The 24305-nt window shown below is 43.7% G+C and carries 21 protein-coding genes and 1 pseudogene; 8 read left to right on the plus strand and 14 right to left on the minus strand.

Annotated elements, in window-relative coordinates; genetic code table 11:
- Positions 1-94 precede the first annotated feature (94 nt).
- Positions 95-1150: an aromatic ring-hydroxylating dioxygenase subunit alpha gene (locus GW12_RS06535; protein ID WP_034585173.1), complete on the minus strand. Its 1056-nt coding sequence runs from the start codon at positions 1148-1150 to the stop codon at positions 95-97.
- 269 nt (positions 1151-1419) lie between these two features.
- Here GW12_RS06535 and GW12_RS06540 point away from each other — a divergent pair, with 269 nt between their 5' ends.
- Positions 1420-2352, plus strand: coding sequence for a LysR family transcriptional regulator (locus tag GW12_RS06540; protein WP_034585175.1), 933 nt, complete (start codon positions 1420-1422; stop codon positions 2350-2352).
- Between the two features lie 167 nt (positions 2353-2519).
- Positions 2520-3572: an aromatic ring-hydroxylating dioxygenase subunit alpha gene (locus GW12_RS06545; RefSeq protein ID WP_034585177.1), complete on the plus strand. Its 1053-nt coding sequence runs from the start codon at positions 2520-2522 to the stop codon at positions 3570-3572.
- 62 nt (positions 3573-3634) lie between these two features.
- Here the strand turns inward: GW12_RS06545 and GW12_RS15400 are convergent, their stop codons facing one another.
- Entirely contained in the window at positions 3635-5647 is a 2013-nt protein-coding gene (locus GW12_RS15400) for a CocE/NonD family hydrolase (RefSeq protein WP_081403469.1), read from the minus strand.
- Positions 5648-5835: 188 nt separating this feature from the next.
- On the opposite strand from GW12_RS15400, the gene GW12_RS15985 reads away from it, so the two are divergent.
- From GW12_RS15985 to GW12_RS06565, 4 genes are all read left to right on the plus strand, one after another.
- A complete protein-coding gene (locus GW12_RS15985; protein WP_227504138.1) occupies positions 5836-6657 on the plus strand; it encodes a transposase in 822 nt (273 codons plus the stop codon).
- A gap of 63 nt (positions 6658-6720) precedes the next feature.
- Complete coding sequence (locus GW12_RS15990; protein ID WP_227504139.1) at positions 6721-7215, plus strand: zinc ribbon domain-containing protein; 495 nt, start codon at positions 6721-6723, stop codon at positions 7213-7215.
- A gap of 317 nt (positions 7216-7532) precedes the next feature.
- A complete protein-coding gene (gene otsB, locus GW12_RS06560) occupies positions 7533-8384 on the plus strand; it encodes a trehalose-phosphatase (RefSeq protein ID WP_227504140.1) in 852 nt (283 codons plus the stop codon).
- Entirely contained in the window at positions 8351-9778 is a 1428-nt protein-coding gene (locus tag GW12_RS06565; protein ID WP_034585181.1) for a trehalose-6-phosphate synthase, read from the plus strand. The genes otsB and GW12_RS06565 overlap by 34 nt, the downstream gene beginning before the upstream one ends.
- A gap of 39 nt (positions 9779-9817) precedes the next feature.
- On the opposite strand, the gene GW12_RS06570 is transcribed toward GW12_RS06565, so the two are convergent.
- The 11 genes and pseudogenes from GW12_RS06570 to betI all read right to left on the minus strand — a co-directional run bounded on the left by GW12_RS06570 (position 9818) and on the right by betI (position 21019).
- A complete protein-coding gene (locus GW12_RS06570) occupies positions 9818-11032 on the minus strand; it encodes an MFS transporter (protein WP_034585183.1) in 1215 nt (404 codons plus the stop codon).
- A gap of 213 nt (positions 11033-11245) precedes the next feature.
- Positions 11246-11527 (minus strand): hypothetical protein, encoded by a 282-nt coding sequence (locus GW12_RS06575; protein WP_227504141.1) that lies wholly within the window; start codon positions 11525-11527, stop codon positions 11246-11248.
- Positions 11454-11687: a methyltransferase domain-containing protein gene (locus GW12_RS15995; protein WP_227504143.1), complete on the minus strand. Its 234-nt coding sequence runs from the start codon at positions 11685-11687 to the stop codon at positions 11454-11456. The genes GW12_RS06575 and GW12_RS15995 overlap by 74 nt, the downstream gene beginning before the upstream one ends.
- Before the next feature lie 18 nt (positions 11688-11705).
- The gene (locus tag GW12_RS16100) at positions 11706-11840 is read right to left on the minus strand and encodes a hypothetical protein (RefSeq protein WP_264673522.1); all 135 of its coding nucleotides are present in this window, start codon (positions 11838-11840) and stop codon (positions 11706-11708) included.
- Positions 11827-12615, minus strand: coding sequence for a PIG-L deacetylase family protein (locus GW12_RS06585; RefSeq protein WP_034585185.1), 789 nt, complete (start codon positions 12613-12615; stop codon positions 11827-11829). The genes GW12_RS16100 and GW12_RS06585 overlap by 14 nt, the downstream gene beginning before the upstream one ends.
- Positions 12603-13600 (minus strand): annotated as a pseudogene (locus GW12_RS06590) (acyl-CoA dehydrogenase). The gene GW12_RS06585 and the pseudogene GW12_RS06590 overlap by 13 nt, the downstream one beginning before the upstream one ends.
- A gap of 222 nt (positions 13601-13822) precedes the next feature.
- On the minus strand, positions 13823-16024 hold the full coding sequence (locus GW12_RS06595; RefSeq protein ID WP_034585187.1) for an OsmC domain/YcaO domain-containing protein: 2202 nt from the start codon (positions 16022-16024) through the stop codon (positions 13823-13825).
- Positions 16025-16379: 355 nt separating this feature from the next.
- Positions 16380-17150 carry a hypothetical protein gene (locus GW12_RS06600; RefSeq protein ID WP_034585190.1) on the minus strand — a complete coding sequence of 257 codons (771 nt, stop codon included), beginning with the start codon at positions 17148-17150 and terminating at the stop codon, positions 16380-16382.
- Positions 17151-17277: 127 nt separating this feature from the next.
- Positions 17278-18933 (minus strand): choline dehydrogenase, encoded by a 1656-nt coding sequence (gene betA / locus GW12_RS06605; RefSeq protein WP_034585192.1) that lies wholly within the window; start codon positions 18931-18933, stop codon positions 17278-17280.
- Between the two features lie 10 nt (positions 18934-18943).
- A complete protein-coding gene (gene betB, locus GW12_RS06610) occupies positions 18944-20419 on the minus strand; it encodes a betaine-aldehyde dehydrogenase (RefSeq protein ID WP_034585194.1) in 1476 nt (491 codons plus the stop codon).
- 21 nt (positions 20420-20440) lie between these two features.
- On the minus strand, positions 20441-21019 hold the full coding sequence (gene betI, locus GW12_RS06615; RefSeq protein ID WP_005235723.1) for a transcriptional regulator BetI: 579 nt from the start codon (positions 21017-21019) through the stop codon (positions 20441-20443).
- A 271-nt stretch (positions 21020-21290) separates the two neighbouring features.
- Between betI and GW12_RS06620 the strand changes: the two genes are divergently transcribed.
- Together GW12_RS06620 and GW12_RS06625 are read left to right on the plus strand one after the other, a co-directional pair.
- The gene (locus GW12_RS06620; RefSeq protein WP_034585196.1) at positions 21291-23327 is read left to right on the plus strand and encodes a choline transporter; all 2037 of its coding nucleotides are present in this window, start codon (positions 21291-21293) and stop codon (positions 23325-23327) included.
- Between the two features lie 28 nt (positions 23328-23355).
- The gene (locus tag GW12_RS06625; RefSeq protein ID WP_034585197.1) at positions 23356-23964 is read left to right on the plus strand and encodes a MarC family protein; all 609 of its coding nucleotides are present in this window, start codon (positions 23356-23358) and stop codon (positions 23962-23964) included.
- 8 nt (positions 23965-23972) lie between these two features.
- Here the strand turns inward: GW12_RS06625 and GW12_RS06630 are convergent, their stop codons facing one another.
- Positions 23973-24176, minus strand: coding sequence for a hypothetical protein (locus GW12_RS06630; RefSeq protein WP_034585199.1), 204 nt, complete (start codon positions 24174-24176; stop codon positions 23973-23975).
- Between the last annotated feature and the right edge of the window lie 129 nt (positions 24177-24305).

The raw sequence follows: 24305 nt of genomic DNA on the forward strand, positions 1-24305 counted from the left end.
TTATTTTAAATAAAATCATATTGAAAATATAAGCTGCACTTAAAATCATATTATTTCAATGCAGCTTATATTAAATAAAAATTAATCTCTTATATTAAACAATATAGCGTTTACTTAATCCCATTTCGGCTAATATACGGCGATAAGTCGTCGATGAACGGTCGGCTTCAAAGTGCGCTTCCATAGAAATATCCAACGGCAGTTCTTCCGGTTTTTGGCTTTCCACCATTTCCTGATCTTCAGCAAAGATCTGCGCGTTAAAATCGTAAACTGCCTGTAAATCGCCTGTCGTATCAAAATTACGGGTCAGTGGTACAAACAGTCGGGTTTTGTTATGTGAGACCGGACAGCAGGCATTCAGGATTTTAAGGATGCCATCATTTGGAAAATGTACAGTTAAAGTCGCTGAAAATGGCGGATAGACATCAAACACACGTTTCCATAAAAAGCCTTCTGGTGCCAGATGTTGCAAGCCATGCGGGTAGTTGCTGACATTGCTGACGTATTCAGTATGCAGACCATACGGCGTACGTTCGGTACTGTATTTCGGCACCACCGGATTATCACGATCGGCAAAGGCATTGTGATGCACAAAGGCAAAATGTGCGACATCGATAAAGCCTTCTAATTGACGACCGCTGGAACCACCAATATCTACAAACGGCGGCAGGATGGATTGATGATCTGTTGTATCCCAGGTTTCTAGCACTGGGAAATTCGCTGTGCTTTCATCACGATTAAACAGGCTGGTCCACACCAGACCGTATTTTTCTACCACTGGGAATTTGGTCAGTGAAAAACGGTCAGAAATTTTGGTCAGTTCAGGTTGTGCCGGAATTTTGACGCACTTCCCGTGCTCATTATATTCGAGGCCATGATATGGACAGACGATACTTTCTCCAGAAACCCATCCCTTACTCAGTGGCACCCCGCGGTGCGGACAGATATCACGGACCAGATGAATTGTACCGCTTTCAGTTTTATAGATTGCAAGTTTGACATCCAGCAAAGTGACTTGCTGCGGTTTTTCGGTGACGTCCTGAATACGTGCAACCGGATACCAATGATGCGCCAGAATCTCCCAATCCTGATCGTCAAACTGGCTGTAGCATGGTTTGCTAAATACATTGATCATTGGAATAGCGTTCATATCAAACCTTTTTTCTGCAAAATTCTGAATCGTTTTAATGTCTTGGAACGTGGCCGAGTTCAGTTAACGTCCCACTTATTTATGATTGAAATTACTGGTTTTTTTGATATTTCGTCTATTAGAATGTTTCGTATAAATCATTCTAAAAATTAGAACATAAGACTGAAATACCTGATTTTATTGGGTTCTAGTTCCCGGCCTTGGCATAAAACTCGCATAAAGCTGTTTATCGAATTTTAAATACAGGTAGATCTGGCTTGAGTAAATTGTTGAATACTCCTTTCTCACGTTTTTCCGAATACTTTATTGCGGTAGCGAAAAGCGGAAGTTTGCGTAAGGCTGCGGATCAGCTGTTTATCTCGGTATCTGCAGTACATCGTCAAATTGCCCTTGCTGAAGAAGAACTGGGTATCGATCTGTTTGAGCGCTTACCGAATGGGCTGAAACTGACTTTGGCGGGTGAAATGCTGTATGCCGATATTCTGAAATGGCAAAAGGAATTCCAGCAGACCTGTATTCGCTTTGATGAAATTCAGGGGCTAAAACGTGGCAGTATCGAATTCGGGCTGATTGCTGCTTTGAGTGAGGGTTTTGTCATGCAGTCGCTGCAGCATATGTATGAACAGTATCCCTGGATCAATTTCAATATTAGAGTGGCTGACAGTGAAGTGGTTGCCCGCAAAATAATGGATGCTGAACTGGATTTTGGACTCATTATGAATCCCAAAGCCCATCATCAGCTTGAAGTCTTACATTTCCTTGAATTGCCATTGGGTTTTGTCATGTCCAAACAACATCCACTGGCAGAGGCTGAAAAGATTTATTTTTCGGATACGTTAAATGACAACCACTTTATTCCCTCAGAACCGCTAATTGTGCATGACTATGTACAGGCGATTTATAAACACCACAAATTTATACCTGCACGGAAAACGGAATCGAATGATATTCGTTTAATGAACAGTATGATCAAGGCCAATACCGGGATTGGCATCTTAAGTTATCTGGATGTCTATCCCGAGCTGCAACGTGATGAACTGATTTTTAAACCCATTACCGAAAAAGGTGTACGCCCTTTGACTATCGCACTTTGCGTGGCACCGAAACGCCAAATTTCCCGTGCGTCACAACTGATGATTAAACACATTATTGAGCAGATGGAACACCTTAAAAATCAGCTCTCTCAGGAATTGGAGGGATAAATAATGGCTTAGATCGTCTAAACCTCAGGTTTAAGCGAAAACACGCTTTTTGTTAGGCATGTCGTTTAGCTGTTCTAATTTTCTTAATGCGTTGTCCAGATTTCTCTAATTTCAGTGAATGGGTCCTTGTTCTATAGTCATGAAAAGCAGACGAATTTGAGGCCATGATGAATAGCAAAACGATCCTCACCCATAATCCAGACTTGCCAGTTCATATGACATTTTCTGAACATGACTGGCACTTGTTGGCAAAATACTGGTATCCAGTCGCACTGGCACGTGAAGTCACAGAGCAGCCGATGGGCACAATGCTTTTGGATATGCCCTTGGTGATTTATAAAATGGGTGATGAAGTGATTGTTGCCAAAGATGCCTGTCCGCATCGTGGGGTAGCGTTAAGTTTAGGCAAAAATGACGGCCAAGGTGTGGTCTGTCCCTATCATGGTTTGCGCTTCGGTGCTGAAGGTAAATGCAACCGTATTCCTGCCCATCCCGATCAAAAGATCTCTGATCGATTCCATCTAAAAACCTATGCCTCAGTAGAAAAATATGGCCTGATCTGGTGTTCTCTACTGGCGGATAAAAATGCGGAACCGAATATTCCGTATATGCCTTATTGGGAAGATCCTGATTATCAGCAACTGGTCTGCCCAATCGTGGACATTAAATGCTTTGCGGGACGTCAACTAGAAGGTTTTATTGATGTCGCGCATTTCGCCTGGGTCCATCCAGATACCTTTGGTGATCCCGATAATGCTGAAGTGCCTGATTATAAAACCTATGAAACGGATTATGGTTTTGCAGCAGATTATCTAAGTACTGTTGGACGTTACCCGATTGGACTGGATCAACGGGGAGCAGAAAATTTTAAATGGTTACGACATTTTGAAATAAGTGTACCATTTACGGCAACACTCACCATTCATTTCCCGGAAGATGCCAAACAAGTGATTATGAATGCGGCTTCACCGATGACAGCGCGTACCACTCGCCTGTTTGCCCCCATCTGTCGGAACTATGACAAAGATCTGCCAGTTGAAGATGCGTATGACTTTAACCTGAAAATCTTTGAAGAAGACCGTATGATTGTGGAGAACCAGAAACCAGAATATTTGCCTTTGGACTTGTCTTTGGAAGCCCATTTCCCTGCCGACCGTAGCTCCAGCATGTACCGGAAATTATTGCGTAAGCATGGTTTTAGTCCATTATTTGCAGCCTGATTTAAGTATTTTCTAAAAGAAAGCCCCAGAACTTATGCTGGGGCTTTTTATCTTTCAAGAAATTAAGGATTCAGATATTGTGTTGACACTTTTGGCAATACCACGCTGGATGGATACTTGGAGTTCGAATAAATCGAAATTGAACCATTCAAGGTGGATTTCAACGTTGGTAATGGTGCAACGCCTTTCCAGATATCACTTGCTACCACAGAAATCTGTAATTGATGCCCTTTCGGAATCAGTGCTGCCACTGGTGCAATTTCAATATTCATCAGCACTGGTTTGTTCTTCTCCAGTGGTTGGACATCCTCTTTCTTGAAGGTATGCCACGGCTGCATCATCACGCCATTGATATACCGAGAACGCGTTTCATCCACCTTGCGTAAAGAAGCGGTCAGAATACCGGTACTCAGTGCTTTGGCATTGCCTGTTTTTGGATCCACATCTGCAATACGAACCACCAGTCCCATATCCGGAGCACTGGAAGAGACCCAAAGATCTGCCTGAATTGGCCCATTCAGATAATAGTCATTCTGCAAGGTATCAGAATTAAACACTGCTGCTGGAATGTTCGACATATTGTTATTTTGCAAACATGGGAATGGCAATATTGCAGCAACACCAATGGTCACTGTCTCAACTGTATTCGAACAAATCCCGAAAGTAGGTGCTTCAAGCAGGAAACTTTCACCAATGCTGGACGTTGACTTGTTCGTCACCAGTTTGCCCAAGCTATTCAGGTATAAACGGTCTGGCTGAATTCCGATATGTGGCCAGTCGGTTGATGTCACAAATTTTTCATGACCATAGACCCATTGGGTTACGTTGGGTAATTTTTCTGCTTTTGTATCTATACCCTTGAGATACTGGTCAAACCATTGTAAGGCAATGTTGTTGACTGCAGGGACATCTCCATTGCCTGAAGTTGAACCCAAAGCAGCCTGTAAATGGTTCCATGGACCAATTAGAATTTTGGCTGTGGTCTGGTCTTTTAACGCTTCCAGCCATAAGGGTTCACTACGCTGGAACAGGTCACGCGTACCACCGACAACAAAGGTCGGCACCTTGATTTTATGGGCATATTCCAACGGCGAACGTTGACGCCAGAAATCGCTGTCAAAAGCGGTATCGGTACCCTGTAGGGCCTGGAAGGTTAAGGGAAGCTGGAATTCAAACAGCATGTTCTGGATTTTGTCCAATCCCATGACAATGCCGTTGACCGGATCAACCTGTAGTGCATCGACCGGCAAAGCACCCAGCAAGCCGACCAGACTCATCCATAACGGAATGAAGTTGGTATTGAGTTGACCGCCATTGAATAGAATGTCACGGTAGCCATCGCCAATCGGTACCATTGGGAAAGCGGCCTTGACTGCTGGATGTTGCGTAGATGCACCGAGCAGGCTGGTAATACCAAGATAAGACACGCCATAGAGGCCAATCTTGCCATTTGACCAGTACTGCTTGCTGGCCCAGTCAATAATTTCCTTGCTGTCTTCCTGTTCTGTTTCATCGAAGGCCTGCCATACTCCTTCCGAAGAACCGGTGCCACGTACATCAGCAACGACGGTGGCATAACCACGACGAACAAATTCCGGGTTTGGGCCACCCGCCATGTCAGCAATCTGCCCTGCTAGGCCGGTGTTATACGCCGTCTGGATCAGAATCACCGGGAATTTGCCATAGATTGGCTGCTTATTTTCATCTGCAGGTAAAGTCACTCGCACTGCGATTCTGGTGCCATCACGCATGCTGAGCCACTGCACCGGCAGCGTCACCATATTCGGATATTGATAGTCCCGTGTGTAATTACTCCATCTTGCATTTGCATTATCAGATACAGGTGTTTGAGCCTGGCTCTGAAACTGGCGGGTACCAAGTTTGGTATTTTTTAAAGTTGTGGTATATGAAGAGCTTGAGCCTGTAGAAACAGGTAAAACCTGAGGTTGCAGGTAGTTTAAATCTGCATCTACCTGCTGGGTGGGTGATGTGACCTTGTTGACCACACCCACGGTTACGGCAACTACGGTTACCGTGGCTGCGATTGCAGCATAAAGTTTATTAAGAAGCGTCATGGCTGTTGTCCTGAGCTTTATTGTGTTTTTATTTTTTTGGACTTTTTGTTTATCCATTTGTTTATTTTTGATTTTCTTTAAAATAAGAGAGTAGATTACTATCATTAAAAATATAGACAAAAGACACCAAACATATACAATATGTATATGTTTTTTATTAAATATTCTAACACAAGGTTTTACTTCTTTTGAAACTAACCCGCATCCACCACTGTAAAAACTTGAATGTGCAAAAGTACAAACAGCTTGAGAAACAAGCTGTTTTACTTGGTCGTATTCGTAGCGAGGTTTGGGCTAAATATGGTGCTATTTCAGGTTTGAATATCAGTGACAGAGCTATTTGTGATGCGTGGATGAAAGAAGGTCGTGACTTTGGTGTTTCAGCAAATGCGTGGAAGGAAACGCTACGTGATTGCATAGGTGATATTAAAGCCTATCGAGAAGCATCAAAAGAAAAGGTAAAACAAGCAATCCGAAAAAGAACGACATGCGATAAGGAATTAAAAAGACTATACACGTTGCTTAAAAAAGAAGAGTGGGCTACTGATAATTTCCTCCATCGTCAAATGCGTAAACACTTTAGGCATGGCGTTAATCACACGTATAATCAGATTATTGTTCGTGCGGATATGTGTAAAACCTTTGAGTTAAATGGTCAATGTTGGCTTAAAGTACCAAGCCTAATCCCTCGACAAACCATTAAAATCCCATTAAATACGACTGTTGATTTTGCACCGCAAGGCACATTAAGGATTATTCTAAGAAATGGTAATGTTGAAGTTCATTCAACCTATGATGCAGTTGAAACTCAAGATTGTGGCACAGCAACGGTAGGCGTTGATAAAGGGTACTCAGAAGCTTTTGTGGACTCTGATGGCGATGTATATGGTGATGGTTTAGGCAATTTGATCTCAAGTGAATCAGATTATTTAAATCAAAAGTACAAGCACAGAAACAAGCTCAGAGCGATTGCCAAATCTAAACCACACAAGAAACAGAAAATTGAGTGAAATAATCTAGGTCGAAAAAAACTAGATAAGCGACAAGATACTCAAAAAGCAAAGCTCAAGACATTGATCTTTACAGCTACCCACCGATTAGTTGATAAGGCTAAGGTTATTGTTGCGGAGGATTTAACATCCCCAATTCAAAGTAAACGCAACTATGGCAAAAACACCAATAGACGCTTAAATACATGGGTTAAAGGCTTATTAGCTGATGCCCTAACAGGTATATCTCACCGTAGAGGTTCTACGGTGCATCTTGTCAATTCTGCATATACTTCGCAAATTGATTCCTTTAGTGGGCTATTGATTGGCACACGTAAAGGAGATCGGTTTTACCGTACTAATGGGGAAGTTATACAGGCTGATTGGAATGCTGCGAGAAACGTGCTTGCAAGATTAAACGACAATGAGATAAGTCGTTATACGCCTTACAAAACTGTAAAACGTATTCTGCAAGAACGGACTGACCGCTACAAGTCGGAACTGACCGACTCAGGCTCTAGTTACACGCTTGGCAACAAGACATTAACAGAGTGCGAATTAGTCCTTGACCATGTTTGACTACATTTTAAGGAACAGTCTCCTTGTAATTCTGATCCATTTTTAATCTCAATTCTTAACACTTCGATATCAAAGTGACAATGTTGCTTGTCATGAATAAAAAATCTTATACAAAAGCGCATCTATTTATCTGTTGTATAGCGGCAGCAAAATAATGTCGGATAAAATTAATCTAGGTATTAGATTTTCAAGATATTTCAACGTTACTTTAGATAGGCGAAATGTATTATTCATTGTGAGAATAAAAAAAGCAGTTCTTTTGCATGCTATAAAAATAAGCAATGCATCAAAGAGACTGTAATTTTTTACAAACCAAAATGAAAACTTCATACCCCGTCCTTGATCTTATTTTTAATAAAATCGCCAACAAAGTTGAGCGACGATCGAATATTAATAACAATCCTTTTATTTTATTTTTAGACATTGATGGCACCCTTTCAGAATTCCATCCTGATCCCGAAAAAAGCTTCATTCCTACTTCGACATTACATGTCTTGAATCAGCTGCAACAGCTGATTCCTCTATATCTAGTAACAGGACGCTCCATTTCTCAGGCACAAAAGTTGATTCAACCACACCAGTGGAATATTGCCGGTTCACATGGTCTGGAATTGCTGCAACAAGATGGCAGTGTTCAACAGCTGGTACAAGTCAATCTCGAAGAATTAAATCAACTCAAAGTCCATGCACAGCAACATTCCGAACAATGGCATCCAATCCGCGTTGAAATCAAAACCTATTCAATCGCCCTGCATTTTCGTGAGCATCCTGAATATGCGGATCAGGCAAAAGCCATTATTGAAGATTATCTAAAACACAATTCAAGTTTTGAACTGAAAAGCGGCAAATGCGTTTATGAACTGGTACCTCGAGGCTGTAACAAAGGTGCGGCCATCCGGCACGTCTTAAACAGCCTTGAAGATCATGCGTTCTACCCCATTTTTATTGGGGATGATTTAACGGATGAAGCTGGTTTTCACACCATTAATGACTATGGAGGTATGTCGATCAAAGTTGGTCCAGGAGAAAGCGCAGCCCGAGGTCGTTTAGATCATGTGGCAGATGTCGGTTTTTTCTTACATGAATTTTTAACAACACTACAAGCGTTAAAACAAGAAATGAAAGGAGAAAACACGTGTCCCGACTCATTGTATTATCCAACCGCGTAACCCTGCCGAATCCAAAATCCACACAGGCAGGTGGACTGGCGGTTGCCATTGAAGATGCCCTCAACGGTATTGGTGGCATCTGGATGGGATGGAATGGTAAAAAGACGACAAATCGGCAACATACATTTGACGTCCTGAAAGATCATCAAATTGAATATCATACCTGCAGCTTCTCAGAAGCTGAATATCAGGGATATTACTGTGGTTTTGCCAATGGTGCACTTTGGCCATTGATGCATGACCAGAATCAGTATATTGACTATACAGATCAGGACTACCAGATCTATCAGGATGTCAATTTAAAGTTTGCCCGCCAGCTACAAAAGATCGCGCAACCTAGCGATATGATCTGGGTGCAAGATTATCACTTTTTAAGTGTTGCCCATTATTGCCGTCAGCTCGGTATGCGTAACCGGATTGGTTTCTTCCTGCATATTCCTTTTCCGGAAACAGCGAAATGGAAAGATCTGGTGTGTGCACCGCAACTTGCCGTGCATTTGGCGCAATATGACTTATTGGGCCTACAAACCCAACGTGATCAGAAACACTGTTATGAATTTCTGAAAACGACGTTTGCCTTGACTGCGCATTCACCGAATACACTGCGCAATGGTCAGCGCCAGGTAGAAATCAAGGCTTATCCGATCAGTGTACATCCAACCGCAATTCAGCGTCGTGCTGAACAGCAAGCATCCATGGATTTGCCTTTTGATTTTAGTGCTGATCCAGACGTCAAACACATTATTTCTGTAGACCGGATTGATTACAGCAAAGGCTTATTACAAAAAGTGAATGCATTACGGCAGTGTTTCCAGCAATCACCAGAAATGCTGTCACAAATACGTCAGTTCCAGATTGCTTCGCCTTGCCGGCTGGAAGTTCCGACCTATGCCCATCTTTATCGTGATTTCCAAAAAGGTGTGGAACAGCTCAATCAGGAATTTGCTACAGAGAAACCGGTGTTTGATTGTTACTACGATACTTTAAGTCATCATGCCCTGATGAGCTTGTACCGCAAAGCGGAAATCTGCTGGGTGAATTCCATTTATGATGGAATGAATCTGGTGGCTAAGGAATATATCGCTGCGCAGGATCCACAAGATCCAGGAATCTTGATTCTATCCAAATATGCGGGTGCTGCAGAACAAATGAAGGAAGCCCTGATTGTTGATCCGCATGATCAGTACAGCATGATCAGAGCATTAAAACGGGCCATTACCATGCCAAGAACTGAACGTATTGCCCGTTATAAAGCCTTATTTCAAGGTTTGTTGGATTATGACATTCTGCATTGGCGCGATTCGATTTTAAAAGATCTGAAACATGTGGGCAGCCAGTATATTTACCGCCCGCTCAGCAAACAAAAGGCACATCATCTCTCTTTACAGCACTAAATTATTTAACTTTTATTTTTATAAAGAAAAACACCAGCTTTAAGCTGGTGTTTGTGTTTTTTCTGCTGCAGTTGCCGGTGCTGAACTCATCTGGTTCAACACAGTGATCCCGATCAGGCCAACTGCAATCACAAAGAATACATGACTTAAACCAATCATTTCACTACCAAAGCCGACCAGTGCAGGTCCAAGCAGCGAACCGGTGTAAGCAAAGATCGAAACATATGATAAAGCAATATGTTTAGGCATGTTTGGTTGACGTCCGGCACGCGAGAACATCAAAGGTACGATGTTGGCGCTGCCTAGACCCAAAATTGCATAGCCGATCAAAGCCACATACCAGACTGGTGCAAATACCACAGTTAACAGACCTAGACCCGCCAATGCTGCACTGTACAAAATGGTATTCTTTTCACCAAAGAATTTGATGATCAGGTGACCACTTAAACGGCCTGCCACCATTAAAGCTGCGAAACAGCTATACGCTAAACCTGCCTGAGATGCTTCTACTTTAAATTGAGTATTCAGGTAAATTCCACTCCAGTCCATCGCTGCGCCTTCAGACAGAAAAGCGATAAAACAGATAAGTCCCATGCACAGAATGGCAAAGCTAGGGCGATGCTTTTCTTCTTCAACTTTACTTACCTGTGTAGTTTCAGTCGCAGGAGCTTCTGCTTTTAGGCAGAAAGGTACAGCTAGCATCATCACCAGCATAATACTCAGGCTGATCACCAGTGCACTTAATGGAACAGCTAAACCCAAGCCAAGCATAGTTGTCATGCCTAATACACCAGCCAAACCGCCTAAGCTACAGATACCATGGAACAATGACATCATGCTTTTACGTTGCTGGCTTTCCAGTTTAATGGCCTGCAGGTTGACTGAAACACCCAGTGCACCTGCACTCGAACCGAACGCAAATAATGCTGCAGCGAGTACACCTTTAGATGGACTTAATGCTAATGCCGGCAGAATGACAGCAAAAGCTGCCAGCACAGTGGCAATCACCGGACGGCAACCAAAACGGTGTGCCAGACGGCCAGCCAATGGCATTGCAATCATTGAACCTACACCTGCACCCAGCAGTAACACTCCAAAATCTGAGTGTGACAGATTCAGGCGCTGCTGTACCAATGGAATCAACGGTGCCCAGGCTGCTGTGCTAAAGCCTAGAGCGAAGAAACATAATGCAGTCGCAATGCGTTGCCATTGAGAACGTGGAAGCGCACGAACAGAAGCAGGTAATAAATACATATCGCATGAACCATTAAGTAAATCAGTGCGGCATCCCTAACCGTTGATCCATAGAAAAACCTCATGTACTTATACTTGAAATGTATTAGTACATGAGGCTTATTTCGGATGAATTATAAGCAGTTTTATGCAAAATGGAATAGTTTTTAATCAGCAAAATTAGGCTAAATTGTTAAGCCTATGATTCATGAAAAAATAAAGTTTCAAAAAATTTCAGACAATTTTTCTGAGTGCAGATTCAGATGAATATTCATGCAGATTTTCCTGTTCAATCACCCACAGGAACCGGGAAAACCCTTCGCCTACACGTGAGCTCAAACGGCTGCTGGTGATGACGCGCAGCTGATTTGACCAGCTAATATGTAGTCCGATTTTTTCAGCTCTTTTGACTAGATCAACATCTTCATGACATGGCATCGCTTTAAAGCCGCCTAAGGCCAGATAGCTGGATGCCCGAAAACATAAATTGGCACCATGAATATGTCGGTGGCCCATCCGATCCTGATAATATCCCCTGCACCACTGTTACATGATCATGTGTGAGTCGTTGATTGGCCAACTGGATCGCCGTTGGATTAGCATCCATACATATTAAATGTTCACAGCGTTTCGCAAGTTCGGAACTCAGCACACCGTTACTACAACCTATTTCAATTCCTGTTGAGAATGAAGGTTATGGTAATACTGCCAATGTGATGTCACGTTTACGCTGTTCATACCAGCGTTGTTCGTAACGCCACGGATCACCATTATTTTCACGGTATAGTTCAGCAAAATACTCATGCTGATATGCTTCAGCCTTGGTCATGAATATAAACCTCCCAAGGCTGTAATAAGCGTTCCAATGCACTGGCTGACACGATCGGATCATTGCCTATGCTCAAGTCTGGCTCTAACTGGCTTTTAAAGCACTGCATTGCTTTTGATTTGAGCTTTAATTGACGTGAACTAAGTTCTAGTTTTAAGGCTTTATGCCATGGAATACGTATATCTCCAGGCCTGGCCCAATGCCATGCCCAGATTAATACTTGCAGGCATTTTAAAGACATCTCGATTGCCACTTGTTTACACACCTGCCCAGTAATTTCATGATCCGGATGACCATCATGTTCAAAGGTCGTGACTAAAATATCATTAGACTTCAAATATTGTTTTAAGGCAGCTGCCAGCTGATCACGCTGCTGGGCGACTTCTCCATCTTGAATATTTAAAGCAATCCGTTGAACAGGTTGAGAAAGATTCAGTGTTTGCAAGGCATTCAGGCTTTCTCGTGGGCGAATCAAATCCAGTTGTCCAGGTGTATACAGGCTGGAATTTGGATGGCTGGCTGTACCATTAGTCACAGCAAACAGGAAAATTTCATAACCCGCAGCATCCAGCTGCTGAATCAGGCCAGCACACCCCAAAATTTCATCATCCGGATGTAGCGCGATAATACAGATTCGGTGATTCACTGGAAATATAGAAGTGAAGTCAAATAGCTTTAAGTTAGCGAGTTGCTGGCTTTGCTGCCATTCTTCTAACGCCGTGCCTTCGCCCTGAATGATGCGGTCCTCAACGATTGGATGTTTTAAAGTGCCCATGACGGCGCATCCCCCATGGAAAGTTGTCCGATCCTTTGCAGGTCAAAAGCAGCATGGCTTTGCCGGATAAACACTGGCAGATCGGCTGCACAACGGGCAAAATCTGCCTGCTGACAATACGGTGCTGCACCCAAGGCTTTTCCAGTAAGTTCCAGTACAGACAGAGCGGTGTCTTCGACCTGAGCACGTAAAGATCGAACCATCAGTTCATGGCTATGTTTGGGGTCAGCATCAATCTGTTTTGCAGCTTCATAAAATAAGGCTTGTGAGGCATATAGCTTGCTACTCACCTCACCCAGATACATTTCCCTGAACGCATTGGATTGATGCTGCATCGCCTGTTTAAGAAAACCTGCCAGTTTCGCCGTTGCCCCATACCAGCAGGCAGCCACACCCGCTGCGCCATGCCAGAATCCGGCACGATCTAAGTAGTAATTGGGTTTGCTAATCGGTTTGGCTTGAACTTTATGGAGGTCACTGCAGCAGTTTGGGTATATTGCATCCCGACGGCGTGCCAGGCACTGGTATCAATCTCAATACCGTCCTGAGTCATATCGACGAGCAACAGCTGAGAACGTTCTTCTTCATCCCGATAAGTTACTAATGCCTGTTGTACCTGTTCAGCTGCCGAACACCACGGTTTAATCCCAGAAAGGAGCCCATGTTCCAGCTCTAATGGTTCAGGACCACCCTCTGCTGCCCAGATGGCCGCGAGTCCAACTATCTGCTCAGGGTCTGCATGCAGTTCATGCAGAATTGCCAATACATCCAGATTTGATTCAAAAATTTTAGCCAGGCTTAGATCAATTGCTGCCACCTGACTCAGGATTTTCCAGCGTTTTAAGGTCTGTCCTTCACCCGGATATGGCACTTCAGCACTATGCTGAATCAGCTGATACAAGGCATGATCAATCTGCTGCTCAAGCTCGTTTGCAGTAGGATCAAAGTCCGCTTTTAATTGGTCGATCAGCTGTTTGAGGTACATGAATTTTCCTCATTCAATATTTTTATCACGCTTTTATTACCCTGACATCGCATTAAATCTAGGGTTTAAATGACTGTTTTATGAATTATTTTATGCCTATACTCAGGACTAAACGCTGTAGTGTTTCTGTCAGAAATTTGTCGGATTTGTAAATAAAGGGATTTTTCACCCATAAAAAAACCGCCTCCAGAGAGACGGTCTTTTGGTTAAGGTTAGACAGTATTATTGCTGTGCAACAAACTTGGCACGGGCTGCGTGCAGTTTCTTGTAGCTGTCGATCAGACGTAAATGACGGTCCAGACCTTCCAGTTTCATGCTGGTTTCAGTCAGGCCATAGAAACGGACAGTGCCTTCAACCGAACCAATGACGGCATTCATACGTTCGTCACCAAACATTCGGCGGAAGTTCGGTTCAAAATCTTCCAGTTCCAGCTCATCATCGAGCAGTACTTCAAGTACTACATCCATGCACTGATAGAACAGGCCACGTTCTACCGTATTGGTATTGTATTGCAGGAACTGTTCTACCAGATCTTTGGCTTCTTCAAATTGCTGTAGAGCCAGATAGATCAGCAGTTTTAGTTCCAGAATGGTCAGCTGACCCCATTCGGTATTTTCGTCAAATTCAATCCCGATCAGGGTACGAATCTCGGTGTAATCATCTTCATCTGCTTCTTCCAGGCGTTCAACCAGTGCTTCCAGCTGTTCATCATCCAGACGATGCAGGTTCAGAATATCTTCACGATATAACAGCGCCTTGTTAGTATTGTCCCAAACCAGATCTTCCACCAGATAGATTTCTGAATAACCCGGTACCAGAATACGGCAGGCTGTTGCTCCCAGATGCGTATAAACCGCCATATATACTTCTTTATCCATATCTTGCAGGATGTTCAGCATGGCTTCAGCTTCTTCGGCATTGCTGTTTTGACCGTTATTGGTAAAGTCCCACTCCACGAATTCATAATCCGCTTTGCTGCTAAAGAAACGCCAAGACACTACACCGCTGGAATCAATAAAGTGTTCTACAAAGTTATTTGGCTCGGTCACAGCATTTGAGCTGAATGTCGGACGTGGCAGGTCATTTAGGCCTTCAAAACTACGGCCTTGTAGCAGTTCAGTCAGACTGCGTTCTAGTGCTACTTCAAAGTTTGGATGTGCGCCAAATGAAGCGAATACCCCACCAGTACGTGGGTTCATCAGGGTGACACACATGACTGGGAATTGACCGCCTAATGAGGCATCTTTGACCAGTACCGGGAAGCCCTGTTCTTCCAGACCTTTAATCCCTTCAACAATCTTTGGATATTTGGCTAGTACATGTTCTGGTACATCTGGCAGGGTCAATTCACCTTCCAAAATTTCACGTTTCACCGCACGTTCAAAGATTTCAGACAGACATTGTACTTGAGCTTCTGCCAATGTATTACCGGCACTCATACCATTACTCAGGTATAAGTTTTCAATCAGGTTCGATGGGAAATATACGGTTTCGCTGTCAGACTGACGCACAAATGGCAGTGAACAGATGCCGCGTGCTTTATTACCTGAGTTAGTGTCATATAAATGTGTACCCAGTAACTCACCTTCCGGATCGTAAATTTCACGGGTGTAGTCATCTAAAACTTCAGCTGGCAATTCGCCATTTGGACCTGGCTGGAACCATTTTTCATCTGGATAATGAACAAACTCGGCATTGGCCAGGTCTTCACCCCAGAACTGGTCGTTATAGAAGAAGTTACAGTTCAGACGTTCAATAAATTCACCCAGCGCCGATGCCAGTGCACTCTCTTTGGTCGAGCCTTTACCATTGGTAAAGCACATTGGTGACTGTGCATCACGGATATGCAGCGACCAGACATTCGGCACGATATTACGCCACGAAGCAATCTCGATCTTCATGCCCAGACCAGCCAGAATGCCAGACATATTGGCAATCGTTTCTTCCAGCGGCAGGTCCTTACCCGGAATCATGGTGCTCTGACCAGAAGCCAAGTTTGGCATTAGCAAGGCCTGTGCATCAGCATCAATGCTTTCAACTTCTTCAATGACAAATTCAGGACCGGTCTGGATTACCTTTTTCACAGTACAACGGTCGATTGAACGCAAAATGCCTTGGCGGTCTTTTTCAGAAATATCAGCTGGCAGTTCAACCTGAATTTTGAATATCTGTTTGTAACGGTTTTCCGGATCAACAATATTGTTTTGCGACAGACGAATATTATCGGTTGGGATATTACGTGCCAGACAGTAAACTTTTACGAAATACGCTGCACATAAAGCTGAAGATGCCAGAAAATAATCAAATGGGCCTGGCGCAGAACCATCACCTTTATAGCGGATCGGCTGATCGGCGATTACCGTGAAGTCATCGAACTTGGCTTCCTGACGAAGATTATCGAGATAATTGACCTTAATTTCCATGTGGATACCTAAATATTCTTATGTGCCGCCACGGACAGATAAGATGCTAAATCTGAATATACAAGCCGAATCACGGAGGAGAATTTGACTCAAAAATAAAAATAACCCGGGTTAAACCTTCAACCAGTTAGCTTGAGGATAAGCTCGAGTAAGAATGGGCGCTATTATAGAATCATTTTATGAAATTGATAATGTTTGCTCGAATTTCCTGCAGATTTATCAAAATATCTGTTAATTAAATATTCAGGAAATCTGGCTTTAAGCCGGGAACAGGCTGTTTTTATTGATACTTGCTGTTCCCGACTGGATTTTATGGGCTGTGAGATATGTCGTTTAAATCAGATAAAGATCCAAATTAAAAGTCATAGCCAATACCAAACACAGCGAGATCGCGCTGTTTATCACCAAAACGGTCATAACCACCGAAGATATAATCACCAGACAAGGTCAATTTCGGCGCAACTTCATAACTCAATCCGGCAGTTGCATAACGGAAAGCATGCTGTTTTGTGGTATTACCCAGCTCATTACCTTCATATTTGCCTTCATCATTAAAGTAACCACCTGCTGCACCGACATGCGCACCAAGCTTGTTATTAATCTGATGGGTTAGATCCAGGGTATAAAAAGTATCACCTTGATTGGCATAGGCGACATCATATAAATAGGTCGATACACCTGCTGTAACACTGGTCTTGTCATTCAGTGCACGACTTACATTCAAACCTAATTCATTTGAAGTGGTATGGCTGCCACCCGGATAATAGTAGGTCGCATCCCAAAAATTCCAGTCGTAGTTTTCACTGCTATAGGTATAGCCCACGATAAAATCATGTTCGACTTTATCGCGACGATGTGACTTCTTGCCTTCCAGTTCCGGATAGGAATAACCTAAGGTTGAGCCCCAGTAACCGACATAAAAATTACCATAAGCCAGATTCAGCGCTGCCTGTAAGGCAACGTCATCATTTTCTGGCGCATTGGTCAGACCACGGGAGATGTATTTAGAAACTACACTGATGTTTCCACTGGTTTCAATTTTTTTTGCTTCTGCATCATCTGCAAAACAATAAACACTAGAAACAGCAGCACAGCCGAAAAGGACTGTTTGTTTGAAAATTCTCATAAAATATAAATTATATTAAGCAAAGAATGGATAACACTGAAACCGATGACAGCCCTATCCAGCTTTGGGTAAAAATAAATTTCGCTATATTCCTTGATGCAATAAGCAACAGGAATATAGCCATGACTTAAGCGCGTGGGGCCCGGTAGAAAGGCGCTGTAGAAGCAGGTAATGCCTGCTTGCCACGGATATGATCTGCAAGCTTTTCAGCCATCATGATCGTGGTTGCATTGAGGTTGCCTGTAATAATAAGCGGCATAATTGAAGCATCGATGACACGTAGGCCTTGCATCTCATGCACACGCCCATAACCATCGACAACTGCCATATCATCCTCACCCATTTTACAGCTACAGGACGGATGATACGCTGTTTCTGCATGATTACGAACAAATTCATCAATTTCTGCATCAGTTTGCAGATTTTTGCCCGGACTGATTTCCTCACCACGATAGGGATCCAGGGCGGGCTGATGCATAATTTCACGGGTAATACGGATAGCATCCCGGAATTCGCGCCAGTCCTGTTCAGTGCTCATATAGTTGAACAGAATGCTTGGATGTTCAAATGGATCTTTGGATTTCAGGCGAACCCGACCACGAGATGGTGAACGCATAGAACCGACATGGGCCTGGAAACCGTGCTCATGAATAGCATTGGTCCCATTATAGTTAATCGCCACTGGCAGGAAGTGGTATTGGATGTTTGGCCATTCAAACTCATCCGAAGAACGGATAAAGCCTCCGGCTTCAAACTGGTTGCTGGCGCCAATGCCTTTGCCCAGGAATAGCCATTCTGCGCCAATCATGGGCTGGTTATACCATTTCAATGCCGGATATAAACTGACCGGTTTTTTGCACTTATATTGTAAGTACATTTCCAGATGGTCTTGCAGGTTTTCACCCACACCCGGCAGATCCTGAACCACGGGAATATCCAGACTTTTTAATAACTCAGCCGGACCTACACCAGAGCGTTGCAAGATTTGTGGAGATGCAATTGCACCTGCACATAGTAGAACTTCACGATCCGCAAAGACCTGAATCGGCTGTAAGGTATTTTGACCTTCAAAATATTCTACGCCAATCGCCTGATTGCGATTAAACAGAATTCGGTTGGTCATGGCATGGGTAATAATGGTGAGATTATCCCGGCCTTTGGCCATATCCAGATAACCACGTGCCGTACTGGAGCGACGACCTTGTGGTGTCACAGTACGATCCATTGGCCCGAAGCCTTCCTGTTGGTAGCCATTCAAGTCATCGGTACGTGGATAACCGGCTTGAACCCCAGCTTCCACCATGGCATGAAACAGCTCATTATTACCATTCTTAGGCGTTGCGACTGAAACCGGGCCTGAATCGCCATGATAGTCATTGCCGCCAATATCGCGGGTTTCAGCTTTTTTGTAATAGGGTAGACACTGCGCATAGTTCCAGTGTTCCAGACCTTTAAGGCTGGCCCACTGTTCCAGATCCATAGCATTACCACGGATATAGCACATGCCATTAATCAGTGAAGATCCGCCCAGACCTTTACCACGACCACATTCCATACGGCGATTGTTCATGTGGGGTTCTGGATCAGTCAGGTAGGCCCAGTTATAACGGCGTCCTTGTAAAGGATAAGCTAAAGCAGCCGGCATCTGGGTTCTAAAATCCAGACGATAGTCCGGACCACCTGCCTCAAGTAATAGCACTTTAGTATCTGGATCTTCAGTTAAACGCGCTGCCAGAACATTACCCGCAGAGCCCGCACCGATAATAATATAGTCGTAATTCATCAAATCCCCCTTATGCGCTAAATACAGACTGGAAAGGACTGAGTTCGACCTGAATCGATTTGGTCTGGGTGTAATGCTGCAAGGTTACAAGCCCATTTTCACGTCCAACACCGGAGTGCTTATAACCACCGACCGGCATTTCCGCAGGTGATTCACCCCAGGTATTAATCCAGCAGATACCGGCTTCGACCTGATGAATAATTCGGTGTGCACGGACTAAGTCTGGTGTGACGACACCTGCGGCCAGACCATAATCGGTATCATTGGCACGGCGAATCGCTTCTTGCTCGGTGTCATAACTCAAGATGCTCATGACTGGACCGAAGATTTCTTCACGTACAATGGTCATGTCATCGCGGCAGTCGGTAAACACGGTTGGCAGGACATACGCCCCTTGGGCAAACTGTTCATCCTCAGCACGGCCGCCGCCATACAATAAGCGCGCCCCTTCTATCTTGCCTTTTTCGATATAGCCCAGCACTTTTTCCATATGCTCAAAGCTGGACACCGGACCGAAATTGGTTTCAGGATCGAGAGGATCACCCATACGGATATGTTCAACACGCTGCAAAATCTTTTCTTCAAATTTTGCTTTCAATGCCAAAGGTACAAAAACGCGAGTACCGTTAGTACACACCTGACCGGAACTATAGAAGTTGGCCATCATGGCAATATCAGCCGCCAGATCCAGATCGGCATCTTCACAGATAATGAGTGGAGATTTTCCGCCCAGCTCCATAGTGACTTCTTTCAGGCTAGAATTTGCAGCTTGTGCCATAACTTTTTTGCCGGTTGAAACGCCACCAGTGAACGATACTTTGGCAATATCAGGATGCGAAGTCAGATAACCACCAATTTCACCACTGCCGGTAACCACATTAAAGACACCATGCGGTACACCAGCTTCAGTATAAATTTCTGCCAGTTTCAGTGCAGTTAAAGGCGTAACTTCACTGGCTTTGAAAATCATGGCATTGCCTGCAGCGAGTGCCGGTGCAGATTTCCACAATGCGATCTGAATCGGATAATTCCATGCGCCAATTCCAGCGACAACACCCAAAGGTTCACGGCGAGTATAGACAAAGGAACTGCTTCTCAGCGGGATTTGCTGGCCTTCAAGAACCGGTAGAATCCCCGCATAATATTCGAGTACATCTGCACCTGTCGTAATATCAACAGTCGATGTTTCACTAAAGGCTTTACCGCTGTCCAGACTTTCTAATTTTGCCAGCTCATCGTTGCGCTCGCGTAAAATGGCGACTGCCTTGTTCAAGATGCGCGAGCGTTGAATCGCGGTCATTTCTGCCCAGACTTTTTGCCCTTGTTGTGCAGATTCAACCGCACGATCGATATCATTTTTTGAACAGACCTGCACTTCAGCCAGGACTTCGCCTGTTGCAGGATTAATCGTTTGAAACGTGCTATTGGACGTTGCATCGACATATTGTCCATGGATATAAGGACGTTGCAGTTTGAATGTTGTCAATGGAATTCCCTCGCAGATTGTTTATTTGAGTTGTTGCCGGATATATTCACTACACAGTTCAATCGGCAGTTCTGGATCAATTTCGCCACTTACTAAAGCACCTCTTAGCCAGAATCCATCAATGAGTGCAGCCAGACCTTGTGCTGCCTTCTCAGCTTGATCCTTACTCAGCTTTTTCATGAATTCATATTTAAGATTGGAATGTAAGCGGTAATGGTTTATTTGCTGTAAACGATGTAAATCAGGCTGGTGCAGACTGCTGGCCCAAAAAGCCAACCACACCTTCATGGCCGCTTTATCTGTTTGTGGAGCAGTAAAATTGCCACGCACAATCGCCAGTAAGCGTTGTTCAGGGGCGTCATTCACCTGTGACTTGATTTCAGCAACAGACTTACCTAATTGCTGCAATAAGTAACGCATTGTGGCTTCAATTAACCCATTTTTACCTTGAAAATAATGACTTATGATGCCGGTTGAGACACCTGCCCTCTGAGCAATCTGACTAATTGAAGCTTCTGCAAAACCTAGCTCATTGACTGCAGCTAAGGTGGCATCGATCAGTTGCTGACGACGGATCGGTTGCATACCAACTTTTGGCATAGGACTAACCTGAATAACGGATGTAGCAATAAAAAATCACTCTGCTAAAGCAAATAGCTGAATGATGTAACAATTCATAAACGCTTTTTTAATTGAACGTTCAATTAATAAAAATTATAGTGCCAGCTCACCCTTGATGTACAGCGCAGTTTGTTTTGGATTTGCAAAAGTTTGTAATTCACGAAAACAAGGAAGCTTTAGGGCCAGCTTTTGCTTTTAAATCACACTGCACTGTAGATCATCCGGCAACAAAAACGATGGTCAGAGATTTATGCAAAAGAAAAACGAAGAGGTGCAAGATAGTCTGAATAAGGTAGTCTTTTATTGTTCGGCGACGCTTATTCTGCTATTTTCTATCATCACGATTTTATTTAATGAACAAGCCAATCTAATCATTATTAATATTTTAAACTGGGTCAGTAGTACCTTTAGCTGGTATTACCTGCTGGCGGCAACGCTGTATCTGGTTTTTATTGTCTTTATCGCCTGCTCACGTTATGGCGAAATCAAGCTTGGTCCCAAACATTCTAAACCCGAATTCAGCCTGCTGAGCTGGTCGGCCATGTTGTTCTCAGCCGGGATCGGGATTGACTTGATGTTCTTCTCGGTCGCTGAACCCCTGTCGCACTATATGAGTCCTCCAGTCGGTGAAGCTGAAACCTTTGAAGCCGCGCGTCAGTCTATGGTCTGGACCCTGTTTCACTATGGTCTGACCGGCTGGAGCATGTACGCGCTGATTGGGGTTGCGTTGGGATATTTCAGTTATCGCTATAATTTACCACTGACAATTCGCTCTGCGCTTTATCCTATTTTTGGAAAAAGAATTAATGGCCCAATTGGCCATACAGTAGATACCGCTGCAGTACTCGGTACGATTTTTGGTATTGCCACAACCTGCGGTATTGGTGTGGTTCAGCTGAACTACGGTCTGCATGTCCTGTTCGGCTTGCCGGAAAATATCTGGATTCAAACTGCATTAATTGGTGTTGCAGTCATTATTACTATTATTTCCGTGACTGCGGGTGTCAATAAAGGTATTCGGGTTCTGTCTGAAATTAATATCTATGTATCAATCGGGTTGCTGCTCTTTATTCTCTTTATGGGAAATACAGAGTTTTTATTAGCGGCTCTAATTCAGAATTTTGGTGATTATCTCAGCCAGTTCCCGAAACTCTCTTTAAGCAGTTTTCCTTTTGAGCAGCCTAAAGAATGGATGAATAGCTGGACGCTGTTCTTCTGGGCATGGTGGATTGCCTGGTCGCCTTTTGTCGGTCTGTTCCTGGCACGTATTTCCCGTGGTCGTACTATTCGTGAATTTGTCACCGGGACTTTAGTTATTCCTCTGTTATTTACCCTGACCTGGTTGTCTATTTTCGGTAACAGTGCTTTATACAGCGTGATTTTTGATGGTAATACTCAGCTTGCGACAACTGTTTTAGAAAATCCAGCGCATGGTTTTTATGACCTGCTAGCACAGTATCCAGGTTTCACATTTCTCGCAGGTGTCGCCACCATTACAGGTTTGCTGTTCTATGTGACTTCAGCGGATTCAGGGGCATTGGTATTGGGGAACTTCACCACTAAATTCACTAATATTGAGCATGATTCACCGCGCTGGCTCAGTGTGTTCTGGGCCATTGCTATCGGTTTGCTAACTTTGGCAATGCTCATGGCGAATGGCGTGACAGCATTACAGAACACCACGATTATTATGGGTCTGCCTTTTAGTTTCGTGATTTTCTTTGTGATGGCCGGACTGTATAAGTCCTTGCGTCTGGAGGATTTTCGGCAGGCCAGTACCAGTCTGAATGCTGCGCCTGTGGTCGGTAATGTGGATATCCTGAACTGGAAGAAGCGTCTGAGCCGGGTCATGCTGCATCCAAGCCTATCCCAGACCCGAACCATGCTGGATAATGTTTGCAAACCAGCCATTGAGGCCGTTGCAACCGAGTTAATTGACAAAGGCATTCAAGTAAATATTCAGGAAAAACCGCTTGAGGAAGAACCTGAACTGTATCATCTGGATCTCACCATTCAGCTGGATGAAGAAGAAAACTTTGTCTATGAAATATGGCCGGTACGCTATGACACGCCAAATTTCAGTTCACGGGGTAAACGAACCAAACGTTATTACTATCGTCTGGAAAGTTATCTGTTTGAAGGCTCTCAGGGCAACGATCTGGTCGGTTATAGTAAGGAACAGGTGATCAATGACATCCTGGATAAATATGAACGCCATATGATGTATCTGCATATTAACCGGATCAGCCCAGGTAAACGTCCGCTGTTCCCGGACCGTGAAATCTAGGATATCTCAACTACGGAAGGACTGAATGATGTCAGAAAGTTTGAATGCATTTGCCCTGTTTTTCTCCCTGCTCAACCCTTTTCTGATGAGTATCTATATGCTCGGAATTATCCGTAATTCCGACGCAAAAGTATTCAACATGGCATTGATTCAGGGCAGTCTGATCAGCTTTATTGTGTTCATCATTTTTGCAAAAACCGGTGAAGCCTTCTTTAATGAAGTCTTGCATGTACGGTTTGAGTCCTTCCAGATTTTTGGCGGTATTATTTTTCTGGTGATTGGCTATCGTTATGTCTTTGAAGGTGCTGATACGATTGGTGTGATGCGTGGAGCGCCCAGTCATCTGGCGGGTACGATTGCCATGCCGTTTATGATCGGTCCCGGCACCATTTCGGCTTCCGTGATTACCGGGATTCAGCTCAGTTTAATGCAAACCATTCTGGTGATCTTTTTCACTTTATTTTTAACCTGTAGCTTACTGATCCTGATGAAGTATCTGCATGATCATATGCAGCACAAATATTCTAATTATATTGACCTTTATGTCGATATCGTTGGTCGTGTCGCAGCACTATTAATCGGAACCATCGCCATTGATATGATTGTGACAGGTGTCAGTGGCATCATACAGAAATAATTTAATCATTATAAAAGTCGTCTTAACTGCTTGTTGCGTGTCACCAATCCCAAGACTTTTCGGCGCGCCATAATATCTTCTTGGCTGCATTTCAGCATTTCACTGAGCTGTTCAATCGGCAAGTGATTATTTTCGATTAGAATAATGTCCTGCTCACGCGTCCAATGTGCCGTGAGCAATTTAGCGGTTAATTTCTTGGTATTTACTCTCATTCATTTCAACATATCATCAAACAGTTGATTTTATTTTAAAACACTATAAATCATGTGCTGTTGAAGTCTGGTAAATGAAAATTTGTGGTTTGAAACGGATTTATTTAAGTAACCTGAGTTCGATATAAA

This window comes from Acinetobacter sp. HR7 (assembly GCF_000773685.1).
Classification (GTDB): domain Bacteria; phylum Pseudomonadota; class Gammaproteobacteria; order Pseudomonadales; family Moraxellaceae; genus Acinetobacter; species Acinetobacter thermotolerans.

Coding starts and splice junctions, on each gene's coding strand:
- otsB (WP_227504140.1), top strand. CDS start 7,533: ATGAAAACTTCATACCCCGTCCTTGATCTTATTTTTAATAAAATCGCC.
- GW12_RS06620 (WP_034585196.1), top strand. CDS start 21,291: ATGCAAAAGAAAAACGAAGAGGTGCAAGATAGTCTGAATAAGGTAGTC.
- GW12_RS06595 (WP_034585187.1), bottom strand. CDS start 16,024: ATGGAAATTAAGGTCAATTATCTCGATAATCTTCGTCAGGAAGCCAAG.
- GW12_RS16100 (WP_264673522.1), bottom strand. CDS start 11,840: ATGACCAAGGCTGAAGCATATCAGCATGAGTATTTTGCTGAACTATAC.
- GW12_RS06545 (WP_034585177.1), top strand. CDS start 2,520: ATGAATAGCAAAACGATCCTCACCCATAATCCAGACTTGCCAGTTCAT.
- GW12_RS06575 (WP_227504141.1), bottom strand. CDS start 11,527: ATGGGCCACCGACATATTCATGGTGCCAATTTATGTTTTCGGGCATCC.
- GW12_RS06630 (WP_034585199.1), bottom strand. CDS start 24,176: ATGAGAGTAAATACCAAGAAATTAACCGCTAAATTGCTCACGGCACAT.
- betA (WP_034585192.1), bottom strand. CDS start 18,933: ATGAATTACGACTATATTATTATCGGTGCGGGCTCTGCGGGTAATGTT.
- GW12_RS06625 (WP_034585197.1), top strand. CDS start 23,356: ATGTCAGAAAGTTTGAATGCATTTGCCCTGTTTTTCTCCCTGCTCAAC.
- GW12_RS06585 (WP_034585185.1), bottom strand. CDS start 12,615: ATGGGCACTTTAAAACATCCAATCGTTGAGGACCGCATCATTCAGGGC.
- betI (WP_005235723.1), bottom strand. CDS start 21,019: ATGCCAAAAGTTGGTATGCAACCGATCCGTCGTCAGCAACTGATCGAT.
- GW12_RS06570 (WP_034585183.1), bottom strand. CDS start 11,032: ATGTATTTATTACCTGCTTCTGTTCGTGCGCTTCCACGTTCTCAATGG.
- GW12_RS06535 (WP_034585173.1), bottom strand. CDS start 1,150: ATGAACGCTATTCCAATGATCAATGTATTTAGCAAACCATGCTACAGC.
- GW12_RS15400 (WP_081403469.1), bottom strand. CDS start 5,647: ATGACGCTTCTTAATAAACTTTATGCTGCAATCGCAGCCACGGTAACC.
- GW12_RS06600 (WP_034585190.1), bottom strand. CDS start 17,150: ATGAGAATTTTCAAACAAACAGTCCTTTTCGGCTGTGCTGCTGTTTCT.